Here is a 12013-nt window from a genome sequence, read left to right on the forward strand (position 1 = left end):
CTGATCTTTGCCGAAAACCGGTTTCCCACTTTTCGGGATCATGCTCCGGCGCTTCGTCCGAAGGACGGTTGGCGCTCCGGAAATGCTACACCGACCCTTGATGGTACATGCAAATTGCTGACGAAGTGTTCTTGGGCCGGTTGGCGCGGAGGATAATTCAAATTGTAGGAAGCGTCGATGGAGATGGAAACCGAACGCTGGCAGGACAGAGGGGGGTGTGACGGATCGCCAACGCCTGCGGTTTACTTTCCCTCAACCACCGGCAAATCCCTGGCGGCCTCGTCGATCTCCGCCCAGGGATCGCCCGAGGTCTCCAACAGTCCCGGCAGCGAGGCGTAGTTCAGATCCTCGGGCGCGTCGATAGCCTCCAGATCGGTCCAACTCATCGGGGTCGATGCCGGCAGGTTGGTGCGGGCGCGCAGCGAATAGGGAGCGGCGGAGGTGTGGCCGCGGGCGTTGCGGTGGAAGTCGATGAAAATGCGCTTCTTGCGGTTTTCCTTGCCCATGACGGTGACGAAAGTGTCGGGCGCGCTTGCCGCGAGCAAAGTGGAAATGGTGCTCGAGGCCTGGTGCAGTTTCTTCCAGTTCTGCTTGCGCGTCACCGGCACTGTGATGTGGATGCCCTTGCCGCCGGACGTCTTTGCAAACGGCACCAGGCCGAGGCTCTCCAGTCCGCCCTTGATGTGGACGGCCGCCTCGACCACCTCGCGCCAGGAAATCCCCTCGCCCGGGTCGAGGTCGAAGACGATCTGGTCGGGCTTGTCGAGCTTGGTGCGGTGCGTGCCCCAAGTGTGGAACTCGACGACGCCGAACTGCGCCAGTGCCAGATAGCCCTTGGCGTCCTCGACCGAGAGGTAGGTCTTGGGCTCGCCTTCCGAACTGATGCTCTCGAACACCGCCACCGAAGGCGGCATGCCGGTGAAGGCGTGGCGCTGGAAGAAGCAGTCCTGCGGCCGCCCCGTCGGGCAGCGCACCAGCGACACCGGGCGGCCGATGATGTGCGGCAGCATGAAATCGCCGACCAGCGCGTAATAGACGGCAATGTCGAGCTTGGTCGGCCCGGTCTTGCCGAACAACCGCCGCTCCGGATTGGTGACCCAGATGGTGGCGAGGTCGGACTCGGCGATCAGCCGCTTGCGCTTGACCGCAACCGGCGTGGTCAGGCCGCCGACATCGCGCAGGCCGCGGAAGACGCCGTGGCGGATCGCATTGTCGGCGGTGCGGTTCGAATAACGGACGCGTGCTGACAGCAGCGGCTTCACCCAATGCATCTCGCGCATGATCTCGCGCGGCACGCCTTCGGGCGGCGTGGCGCCGGCGGTCAGCCGCTCCAGCCGGGTCAGCAGGTTGGTCGCCATGTCGCGGTCGAAGCCGGTGCCGACCTTGCCGCGATAGTGCAATTCGCCGTCGACGAACTCGGCCATGCCGAGCGCCGCAAGCCCTTCCGCCCGGTCGGAGACGGTGTAGCCGGCGATGACGAAGTCATCCGTCTTTTGCGCCTTGGCTTTGGTCCAGCTCTTGGTGCGGCCGCTCATGTAGATGGCATCGGCGCGCTTGGAGACGACGCCTTCCAGCCCAAGGTCCGAGGCCTGGTCGTAAAGCCCGCGCCCATCGCCCTCGACGTGGTCGCTGTACTGGATGGCGGAGTTTGCCGCCTGGCCGGCGAGCAGTTCGGCAAGCAGCGCCTTACGCTTCTGCAGCGGCGCCCTGCGCAGGTCCCAGCCATCGAGATGCAGGAGATCGAAGGCGTAGAAATGCAGCTTCGAGCCGGCGCCCTGGGCCAGCGCGTCCTGCAGCAGCGCGAAGCGCGAGATGCCCTTGTCGTCCAGCACCATGATCTCGCCGTCGATGATCGCCCGGCTGGCCGGCAGCCGCGAAAAAGCCTGCGGCAGGTCGCCGTAGCGCTTGGTCCAGTCGAGGCCGCCGCGGGTGATCAGCCGCACATTCCCGTCCACGACATGCGCCATGGTGCGGTAGCCGTCGAACTTGATCTCGTGCAGCCAGAGCGTGCCGGTGTCCTCGCCACCGGGCGGCTCGCTTACCTGCGCGGCGAGCTGCGGCTCGATGCGGCTTGGCGGGTCTGCCTTGACCGCGCCGGGCAGCGCGCCGGGTTTCAGCGAGCCAGGTTTCGGCGGCAGGCGCTGCGGCTTCTTCGGCGGCGCCGCCAGTTCCTCGATGCGCCGGCCCGACTTGACGCTTTCCGGCCGCGCTTCGAGAATGTCGAGCTCGGAGTCGGAGGCGAGATCGCGCTCCTTGAAAAGCAGCCAGTTCTTCTTGTTCTCGTCCTCGCCGGGCTTGGGCTTCAGCCGGGTCAGCATCCAGCCGCCATTGAGCTTCTGGCCGGCGAGGCGGAACTTGAAGGCGCCGGTGCGCAGGCTCTTTTCGACATCCTCCATCGGCGCCCAGGTGCCGGTGTCCCAGACGATCATCGGCCCGCCGCCATACTCGCCCTCGGGGATGACGCCCTCGAAGTCGATATATTCGATCGGATGATCCTCGGTCTCGACCGCGAGGCGCTTGTCGGCCGGATTGAGCGAGGGCCCGCGCGGCACCGCCCAGCTCTTCAGCACGCCGCCGACTTCGAGGCGCAGATCGTAGTGATCGGCGGTGGCGTGGTGCTTGTGGATGACGAAGCGATTGCCGCCGCCGACCTCCGGCCCGCCCGCGGGTTCAGGGGTGCGGGAGAATTCGCGCTTGGCGCGGTAGGTTTTGAGTTGGGGAGCTGGCATGGGTTAAGTGCCGAAGCGCGTAGCCGACAGTGGCAAGGGCCGCGATCCTTCGCGCCCCCGAGCCCGCGCGATCGTCATCCTCGGGCTTGACCCGAGGATCCATGCCGTGACCTTTACCGCCGAGTGCAGCCGAGCAGAACTTGGACCGTCGTGACGCGTCCAGGTCACGGCATGGATCCCAGGGTCTCCGCGACGTCGCTTCGCTCCTGCTCCGCCCTGGGATGACGAAGGCACTCCACTCAATCGTCGGTCGCCGGCGTCAATTCCAGCTCGGCCGGCGTCAGACCCTGCCGCAGCTGGCTCAGCCGGAATTCGTCGACCCAATAGGCCTCGCCGTCGACCAGCACGCGGGCGCTGTAGGTGCCGCCGGAAAAGCTCTGCGCGGTGACGTAGACCTTATGGCGGTCGAGCGCCTTCTTCACCGCGGCGCGGCGGGATTTTTCTCTGGCGACGGGACTGGCCATGGCTCACTCTGTAGACGCTGGCGCTGAACAGTCTCTAAGGATGAATGAGAGCGGGGGGCGAGTCAATTTGGCGGGGCGACGGAGCGCCAAGCTCCCGTCAAGCGGGCGAGACGGCCGGCAGGCCAGACCAGAGAGGCACCGGAAGGAACGAGGCGTTTGAGCCAATAAGGGCCGCCGCTTTGTTGCTATGGATTTCCGAACAAAAAACTACGATGCGTCGGCGGGACAGCGCCCCCTCTGCCTGCCGGGCATCTCCCACCACAACAAGGGGTAGATTGGCTGTCGCCAGCGCCGCGCCCTATCTTGGAGTGCAACGAGGGAAGCACATGTCTCACATCCGGGCGATGACGAAGAACGATCTGCCAGCCGTCTCGCGGCTGCTGGGAGGATCCTGGCGGCGGACCTATTCGCCGATCATGGGTGAGGAAACCGTGGCCCGGCTCTCCGACGAAAAACATGCGCCCGACAAGCTCGCCGAAGAGCTCGCCGACGACAACAAGATGTCGTTCGTGGCCGAGCGGACCGACGGCTCGATCGCCGGCTATGCGATGGCAGCGATGGACGAGAGGGGCGATGTCATGCTCGACCGGCTGCATATCGAGCCGGAAGAGTTCGGCAGCGGCCTCGCCGTCGACCTCTTGCACGCGGTGCTTGCGGCCCATGCCGGCATTCCAAGCATCGCCCTGGAGGTGATCGAGGGCAATGAGCGGGCGATCGCCTTCTACCGCAAGCACGGCTTCGAGGTGGCCGAGCGCCGGCCGGCCGCACATGGCGTCGGCGGCCATGCCTCGCTGATCATGCGCCGAATGCTGCCGATGGCTTGAGGCCGCGCTGGACGCATCGCGTCCCGGCATTATAATTTCGCGGGCGCTAATTTCTTACCGGAGACAGATGAATGAGCCTCGGCAAGCAGAAACTCGGCAGCCAGGGGCTCGTCGTGTCGGCCATCGGCCTCGGCTGCATGGGCATGAGCCAATCCTACGGCCCGGCCGACGAAGCGGAGTCGATCGCGACGATCCACCGGGCGATCGAGCTTGGCTGCACCTTCCTCGACACGGCCGAGGTCTACGGGCCTTTCATCAACGAGGAGCTGCTTGGACGCGCGCTGAAGGGCCGGCGCGACGAGGTGACGATCGCGACAAAATTCGGCTTCCGCATCGTCGACGGCAAGCAGGATGGCACCGGGCGCGACAGCCGGCCGGAGCATATCCGCGAGGTGGTCGAGGCTTCGCTCACGCGGCTCGCGACCGACCGCATCGACCTGCTCTACCAGCACCGCGTCGACCCTGATGTGCCGATGGAGGATGTCGCGGGCGCGGTCGGCGAGCTGGTGGCGGAGGGCAAGGTGCGCTTCTTCGGCCTGTCGGAGGCGGGGGTTTCCAACATCCGCCGCGCCCATGCCGTGCACCCGGTCTCGGCGCTGCAAAGCGAATATTCGCTGTGGGAGCGCAATCTCGAGCCCGACATCATCCCGGCGCTTGCGGAACTGGGCATCGGCCTGGTGCCGTTCGCGCCGCTCGGCCGCGGTTTTCTCGCCGGCGACGTGAAGCGGGCGGAAGACTATCCCGAAGGCGATTTCCGGCGCGGCGACCCGCGCTATCAGGGCGAAAATTTCGACGCCAATGTCGCCGCGGCCGCTACGGTCCGCGAGATTGCGGTCGCCAAGGGGGTCAAGCCCGGCCAGGTGGCGCTCGCCTGGCTGCTGGCCAAGGGGCCGGAATTCGGCATCGACATCGTGCCGATCCCCGGCACCAAGCGACGGACCTATCTGGAGGAGAATGTCGCCGCCGCCGACATCAAGCTCGACGCCACCGAGTTGCTGGGGCTCGACATGGCGCTGACGCCTGAGAAGGTATCGGGGCCGCGCTATAACGAGCGGACGATGTCGATGGTGGATCGGTAGGCATTCAGCTAATCTCCCTCCTCGAGGGGGAGATCAACTCGGTCGATCCTACTGCTTATTGCAATCCGCCAGCGCCGCCATCGCCTTCTTGGCCTTGGCCTCGCTGGCGTATCTCTTCTTGCCCAGATCGACGACAAGCGTTCCGTCGGGCTTCTTCGGCACGATCTCGCATTGTTTCGAAACGGCGTCCCTGGCGACCCACCATTCCTCGGCCGCGACAGCAGGCAGGCTGGCAATGCCGGTAGCGAGGATTGCGATAGCGACGGTGCGAACCATTCCTGGCCTCCATTGTCGGTTGCTGGAAAGCAGGCCGGAGTTGCCGGCGCCGTTCGTCGACGAAGCCAGCACACTGCCTTGGGCAAACGCCCTCCCCGGGCCTTCTGTTCCGGCTCAGCCGTGATCTCGGGAGTCACACGCCCGCATGCTGGCGTCCAATCTAACTTTTTGTGAGGATATCGGCCCTAACCTCCGCGCGAGGCAACCAGAGGTTTCACGTGCACGCCCTCGTCGACGATTTTTCCGAGTACCATGTCCCGCCGCGACGCATCCTGATGCACCATCCGCGGCATGGCTCATCGCTGAGGGCACTATCGCAGGAGCGGCTGGTCGAATTGAACTTCCTCGACCTGCCGCATGTCGAGGAATTCTATGCCGAGTACGATGCCTTCGCCGCGTTGGTCGCAAACCATGTCGAGACGCTCTACCTCGAGGACGTGCTCGGCGATCACGTGCCGTACCGATCCGAGTCATCCGTCAACCCCAATCTGATCTTCATGCGCGACAGTTCAGTGACCCTGCCTTGGGCGCCGACGAAATTCATACCCACACGCCCTGCTCTGCCCAGCCGGGCTGCCGAGGCCGGGATCGTCAGCCATGCGCTGAAGCGGCTCGGCATGGCCCCGCTCACGCATCTGGAGAACGACGAATATCTTGAAGGCGGCGACGTCCTTCCGGTGACCTTCGACGGGCGCCGCGTGCTGCTCGTCGGCTTCGGCGTCAGGACGACCAAGGCGGCAGCTATCAAACTTGCGCTCGATCTCATCCCCGACCATGTCGACTACATCATCGGCCTCTCGCACGATCCGGCGTTGCTGCATCTCGACACCGGCTTCACCGTGCTGCCCAACAAGGTGATCCTGGCCGCCGCGGGCATGTTCGGCGCCGGCTTCCTGATCGATGAGAATCGGCGGCTCAACCCCGTCAATCCGCTCGCCTATGCCGAAGCGCTCGGTTGCTCAATCGTGCGCTGCGACAAGGCCGTCGCCATCGCCCATGAACGCTGCAACCTCCTGCCGCTGGGCAACCGCCGCTACCTCGCGTTCGACATGCCGGCAGAACTCAAGGCAACGCTGGAGCAGGCGGCAGGCGTGACCATCGAGCGAGTCAAGGGGACCGAGATCGCCAAGGCCACCGGCGGTGTGCACTGCCTGACGAGGCCGCTTTACTGCTGACGCCGGTGCGGCTCGGACCTTGAATCATCGCGCGGCTCGCAACGTCGTTTTGTCCTTTGCCGATGAAACCGCTGTGCGGCTTCGACGAACCCGGCAGCCGAGACAGCTGCCCGGCGACGACTGCCAGGCTCTCAAAGCTTGTCGTATTTGATGTTCGAGGCGACGTACTCGTTCTTGAGTCGGCGTTGGCCGCCTTCGAACGGTCCGGTGTTGAAGGCGAACACCCTGAGCTCGGGCATGTTGTCGGCAGTGGCCGTCCGCTTCCAGGCGTTGAGAAAATCGCCGTTCATGGCGGCCAGCTTCTCGAACACCGTCTCCTGCAACATCTCGGCGGGAAACGGCAGCGTCGCGCCCTCCACCAGTTCGACCGCCACCTCCATGCGCTTGTTGTGCGCGGCGTCTTCGTAGGAAATGAGGCGAAAGGTCGACAGTATCGGCGCCAGCACGTCGAGGCCGAACAGGATCTCTCGCAGGCTGTCCGGCGTGACCTTGGCTCCGTAATACTCGATCGACATATCGGAGCGGCCGTAGATGAACAAAAGCGGCAGGTCGAGGATACGGCCGCTGTTCTTCAAAATGTTGCTATGCCCGGCTTCGCGCAGGATGCGCTTCAACTCGCTGAAGCGCAGCACGTGGCCGCGATCGTGGATGTTATAGCGGATCTTGGGCGAGATGTTGTAAGGCCGAGAAATGGTTGCCACCAATTCGCCCCTGGCGTTCTCCTCCAGGTAGTAGGCCAGCGGATTGTACTGGAAGATCATCGGCGTGACGCCGTATTCCGTCCGCACGATGGCCTTGCGCAGCCGCTCGTCGCCGAGCAGCGCGCGGCGCAGGTTGATGGTGAGTTCGCTTTCGAGCGCCAGGTTGACCTCAAGATCGGAGGCGCCGTAGCTGCCGATCACACGCCGGAATTTCTTCAAGAGATAGCCACGGAGGCTCTCCGAGACGCCTTCGCCGCCGAAGGCCGCATCGATGGTATATTTCGACCAGTCCAAACGCGGGTCGTCCACCAGCGTCTTCAGGAACGGCGGATAGCCCATCACAACATAGCGGAAGCGCGGCCCGAACTCGTTTATGGTGTTGACGATCTTATCGAGGTTCGGCCCCGTCGATTTCAGGATTGTCGTGTCGGTCAGCGAGATCGCCACATTCATGCCTGTCGCCCACGCGCCGAGCGCGAACGCATTGAGGATGAACAGGGTCTCGTCCTCGCCGGTGATGCGCAGGAACGTCATCTGCATCATCTGCTTGGTGATCATCCGCTCGGTCTTGCCGCGCACCCAGCTGGTCGGCATGCCACTGCTGCCGGAGGACTCGTCGACCATCACGCCCATCGACGGCAGCTTGCCATCCAGCAGACGTTCCTCCTGCGGATATTTCTTGACGTAGGATTCCTTGTCCATCTCCGGAATCGAACTGAGGTCGGGCTTCGTCACATGATCGAGCATGATCTCGGGCTTGCCGCCGAGCCGGTCGATATAGTCTCGATAGGCCGGAACCCGCCTGTAGGCATGATAGAAATTCGCCCAGGCGCGCCACGCGCCGATGCCCCAGCGCAGCCGCTCGAAGCCGGGAATGAGCAATATCTTGTAAGCATGCCGCGAAGACGCGAATGCCCACTCGACGACGTTGACCAGCGCGACAAGCGCAAGGAAGAAGGGCCGTACCGCCCGCTTGATCAGCCGCATAGGATGATGTCCTCGTAGGGGAGCCGGTAGCTCAGCGGCGGCGGCTGGCTCTTGCCCAGCCGGAGCAGCAGCCAGACCATGTCGGCGCCTCCTTTTTCGTCCGGCATCCTGAAATAGCCGATCATGTTGGTGCGCGCCTCGTCTGAGGTGATGACCGAGCCATAAGGCTGCCAGTAATAGCCATGGCGAGTAACGATGAGCCACAGCCGGAACATGGTCGTGCCGGCACGAAACCAGTCCTCCATGGTGACGTAAGGACCGCGCAGCCAGCCGATGGTGCCGACGCCCTTCATGCTGCGGCCGTAGATGAGGCCCACGAGGCTCTTGATGCCGGGCAGGGTCCAGAAGCCAGGCCTGGTGAAGAAGCTTTTGAGCAGAAACGCCGAGAAGCCGAGGCAGCGCGCCGAGAGGCCGTCGCCGGTGATGTCTTCCTCGCGCGTGCCGAAACGCAGCCACCGCACCAGTTCCTTGCGGATGGGCACGTTCTCCATGTCGTGGAAAAGCGCCTGGCGATTGAGCTCGATCACCCAGTCGATCGCCTCGGCGTCGTTGCGCGCCTCGAAGCGATGGCCGGTTCGAAGGGCTTCGGCCTGCATCTCGCCAAGCAGCGTCTGCGGGATCGCGCGACCGTCATAGGGAAGCCGGGAGGTGTGGCGGTCGAGGATCAGCAGGGGATCGAAATCCGCAATCGGCGCGATCGCCGGGCGCAGCGTCAGCCTCGATATGACCTGGGGCGTCTGGGTGTCGCCACCCTTGTACATCGGAGAGAAGTCGGTTGCGCAGTCGAGCTCGAAGCCCAGGCCATGCGCTGCGATTGAACATATCTCGGCAAAGATGCCAGCGGTGAGCCAAGTGAAGCGGCCCTCCGGGTCGGCCACATAAAGTCCACGCCGCGGCAGGAACACGATCTCCGCCTCGCGATCGTTTAGGATACGGAGCCGGAAAGGCTGCGTGTTGTGCGGGCTGGGGCAGCTCACCGCATAGCGGGCAATCTTCCGCCATTGTTCCGATGACTTCGCGTCGTCTTCCTGCACGCTATTGCGCTCCGCCAATTTCGACCAGGCAATAGCAAACAAACAATACGAGACGGTAAGTTCAAATGGCTAATGAATACTTTTGAAACACCCTACATCATTCCGGGGCAGCGCCTGACAAGCGGCACCCCGTTTCGTGCCCATCAACCGCCCGAATGCGGGTCGATGCTGTAGGGATGCACGGGATAGCCTGAGCCGATCGTCCCGCCCACCCGATCGATCCAGGCGCTGACCGCCGGATAGTCGGCAAGCGAAAAGCCGCAATCCTCGGCGCGATGGCCGTAGGCATAGACGGCGATGTCGGCGATGGTGAGCGAGCCGCCGACGAGGAACGGCGTGTCCTGCAGGCCGCGCTCGAGAGCGCCAAGCGCGCGGGCGCCCGCCTCACGCTTGCCGGCCACCATCGGCTGATTGCGGTCCAGCCGCCCGGTCAGCGACCAGAAGCGCAGCGAGCCGATGACCGGCTCGACATAGTACTGCTCGAAGAACAGCCACTGCATGGCCTTGGCGCGCGCGAGCCGGTCCGCCGGCAGGTAGGGCGTCCCCTCCGCGACGCAAGCGAGGATGGCGTTGGATTCGGCGATCGCCGCACCATTCTCCACGGCGAGCACGGGAACGGCGCCGGCCGGATTGAGCTTCAGGAAGGCTTCCGTGCGGCTCTCGCCCTCGAAGATCGAGACAATGCGGGTTTCATAAGCGATGCCGAGCAGGCCGAGCAGGACTCGAACCTTCCAGGCATTTTGCGACGGCAGATAATCGTAGAGCGTGAGCATGGCTGGGCCCCTCCTTGGCCAGGCTGGCTTCGCATGGGGCATGCGCGGACGCCACCCGATTTATGCGTGATCTCCCCGCCTTGAGGGCCCGCAAGGGGAGATGTCGCCGAAGGCGACAGACGGAGTCGTCTCCCGTGAATCGCCAGCGTCGTGTTCGTGGCGGGCCGCGTAAGGCGCTGCGACCCCCTCTGGTCTTCCGACCATCTCCCCCTCAAGGGGGGAGATCGGCAGTTCCGCCACGCCTCACCCCGCGATATCCCTCGCCACCGCCTGCGCCTCGATGCCGATCTCGCGCAGCAGGCCGGTGACCGGATTGTAGAAGCCGACGAGGTAGACACCCAGCGCCGTCGCCCGTGGATTCACTCCACTCTTCCCCGGCAGCAGCTCCGCCGGCAGGATGCCGTCATAGCCAGGACGGTAGCCGGTGGCGAAGATTACGGCGTCGAAGTTTTGTTCCTGCCCGCCGGCGAATGTTGCGCCGTCCTCGGTGAAGCTGACGATATCGGGGAGAATGCCGATCCTGCCCGCCTTGATCGCTGCTACAGTTCCGACATCGATGACGGGAATGCGGCCGGCGTCGATCTGCTTGAGGATGCCTTCCTTCGGCCTGACGATGCCGTATCGCTCCAGCCTGCCCAGCGCAAGGTCGAGGATTTTCGGGAACATCCAGTCGTTCAGCGCCCGCGGCATCGGCCGGCTGGCGATGCCGACCATCTGGATCGGCACGCCGAAAAGCTGGCGCGGCACGATGTGGACGCCCCTGCGCACCGAGATCGTCGGATGCGCGCCGCTCTCGGCAAGGTCGAGCGCGATCTCGGCGCCGGTGTTGCCCATGCCGACGACCAGCACGTTCCTGGCCGTATAGGGCGTGGCCTCGGTGTAGGCGGCGCTGTGCAGCACCTCTCCCTTGAAGGTTTCGATGCCGGCAAAGGCCGGCGTTATCGGCTCTGCGTTATTGCCGGTGGCGATGACGATCTTGCGGGCGTTGAAAGGACCGGCATCGGTCTCGACCACGATTTTTTCGCCCGCCCGGCGGATCGATTTCACCGTGACGCCGAAGCGCGGCTCTAGGCTGAAACGCGCGGCATAGGCGTCGAGATAGGCGACCACCTTTTCACGCGGAACGTAGCGTGGGTGGCTTTTCGGGAACGGCAGGAAAGGCTGTGACGAGAAGGACTTCACCGTGTGCAGGTGCAGCCGCCGGTAATGCCGCCGCCAGGCCGGCGCCAGCTCGCTCGCCTTTTCGAGGATGATGAAATCGACTCCGGCCCGCTTCAGGCAGGCCCCGACAGCCAGCCCCGCCGGTCCCGCGCCGACAATGACGACATTGGTATCCAAGGCAACCTCCTCCCCCAAGGCAGGAAGAAGCTATGCCCGAGGTGTCGGAGGAGCAAGTAGGGGATCACCTGGACTTGCGGGACAGGGTGCACCGAGCGAAATCGGATGAATGGCCGAGCGAGGCGCCGGAGTCTTATCTCGCTCCTTATCGGCAAATGTCGCCGAAGGCGACGGAGGGATCGCTGCGCGTGAAGTGCCGGCGCGTTGCGCGGAGGAATACAACGTCGGCGATCTGCGTGAGACGACCCCTCAGGCCTCAAGGGGGGAGATCAGGATTCGCGCTCTACTCCGTCCCGCTCGGCGCTTCGGCCTCGTCCTCGGGCGGTTCGAGAATCTCGATCAGCCGCGCTACCCTGGCGCCCGGCATCGCGCGACCCTCGTTCATCAGCGCCTCGTCGGCGCCGATCCAGGCGAAGGCCTCGCGCAATTCCTCGAGGCTGGCGCCGGTGAGCGCGACGTCGGCGATGACGGCCTCGTCGACAGGGCCAAGAACGGAAATGATCTCGTTGCGGGTCATCCTTGTCTCCCTGGGGCGGAACGATGACAAGGAAACGGCGGACGGGTGGAGCGGGTTCCGACGGCGTTGTCTCCGCCTTGTGGGAGAAAGCGCCGCGCGGTCTTTGCTCTTGCCCC

Annotated in this window: 11 protein-coding genes; 3 read left to right on the forward strand and 8 right to left on the reverse strand. The window is 64.4% G+C overall.

Translation table 11 applies throughout. The annotated features are described in order from the left end of the window. Window positions 1-242: 242 nt before the first annotated feature. Entirely contained in the window at window positions 243-2729 is a 2487-nt protein-coding gene (gene ligD, locus EJ078_RS03080; RefSeq protein WP_208721069.1) for a DNA ligase D, read from the reverse strand. Window positions 2730-2968: 239 nt separating this feature from the next. After that, window positions 2969-3193: a hypothetical protein gene (locus tag EJ078_RS03085; RefSeq protein ID WP_067322499.1), complete on the reverse strand. Its 225-nt coding sequence runs from the start codon at window positions 3191-3193 to the stop codon at window positions 2969-2971. Window positions 3194-3519: 326 nt separating this feature from the next. On the opposite strand from EJ078_RS03085, the gene EJ078_RS03090 reads away from it, so the two are divergent. Further along, window positions 3520-4017, forward strand: a complete 498-nt coding sequence (locus EJ078_RS03090; protein WP_127214342.1) for an N-acetyltransferase — start codon at window positions 3520-3522, stop codon at window positions 4015-4017. A 71-nt stretch (window positions 4018-4088) separates the two neighbouring features. Further along, complete coding sequence (locus EJ078_RS03095; RefSeq protein ID WP_067322493.1) at window positions 4089-5096, forward strand: aldo/keto reductase; 1008 nt, start codon at window positions 4089-4091, stop codon at window positions 5094-5096. Window positions 5097-5144: 48 nt separating this feature from the next. On the opposite strand, the gene EJ078_RS03100 is transcribed toward EJ078_RS03095, so the two are convergent. Next, window positions 5145-5372 (reverse strand): hypothetical protein, encoded by a 228-nt coding sequence (locus EJ078_RS03100; protein ID WP_127403710.1) that lies wholly within the window; start codon window positions 5370-5372, stop codon window positions 5145-5147. Between the two features lie 218 nt (window positions 5373-5590). On the opposite strand from EJ078_RS03100, the gene EJ078_RS03105 reads away from it, so the two are divergent. Continuing rightward, complete coding sequence (locus tag EJ078_RS03105; RefSeq protein ID WP_127214340.1) at window positions 5591-6547, forward strand: arginine deiminase family protein; 957 nt, start codon at window positions 5591-5593, stop codon at window positions 6545-6547. Window positions 6548-6678: 131 nt separating this feature from the next. Here the strand turns inward: EJ078_RS03105 and EJ078_RS03110 are convergent, their stop codons facing one another. The 5 genes from EJ078_RS03110 to EJ078_RS03130 form a co-directional block, all read right to left on the reverse strand. Then, window positions 6679-8235 carry a phenylacetate--CoA ligase family protein gene (locus EJ078_RS03110; RefSeq protein WP_127214338.1) on the reverse strand — a complete coding sequence of 519 codons (1557 nt, stop codon included), beginning with the start codon at window positions 8233-8235 and terminating at the stop codon, window positions 6679-6681. Continuing rightward, window positions 8226-9269, reverse strand: a complete 1044-nt coding sequence (locus EJ078_RS03115) for a hypothetical protein (RefSeq protein ID WP_127214336.1) — start codon at window positions 9267-9269, stop codon at window positions 8226-8228. Before EJ078_RS03115 ends, EJ078_RS03110 begins: the two co-directional genes overlap by 10 nt. A 143-nt stretch (window positions 9270-9412) precedes the next feature. After that, window positions 9413-10042: a glutathione S-transferase family protein gene (locus EJ078_RS03120; RefSeq protein ID WP_127214334.1), complete on the reverse strand. Its 630-nt coding sequence runs from the start codon at window positions 10040-10042 to the stop codon at window positions 9413-9415. 243 nt (window positions 10043-10285) lie between these two features. Continuing rightward, window positions 10286-11380 carry an NAD(P)/FAD-dependent oxidoreductase gene (locus EJ078_RS03125; RefSeq protein ID WP_127214332.1) on the reverse strand — a complete coding sequence of 365 codons (1095 nt, stop codon included), beginning with the start codon at window positions 11378-11380 and terminating at the stop codon, window positions 10286-10288. Window positions 11381-11663: 283 nt separating this feature from the next. Continuing rightward, complete coding sequence (locus EJ078_RS03130) at window positions 11664-11897, reverse strand: hypothetical protein (protein ID WP_067001193.1); 234 nt, start codon at window positions 11895-11897, stop codon at window positions 11664-11666. Window positions 11898-12013 lie beyond the last annotated feature (116 nt).

Source organism: Mesorhizobium sp. M1A.F.Ca.IN.022.06.1.1 (genome assembly GCF_003952605.1).
GTDB lineage: Bacteria > Pseudomonadota > Alphaproteobacteria > Rhizobiales > Rhizobiaceae > Mesorhizobium.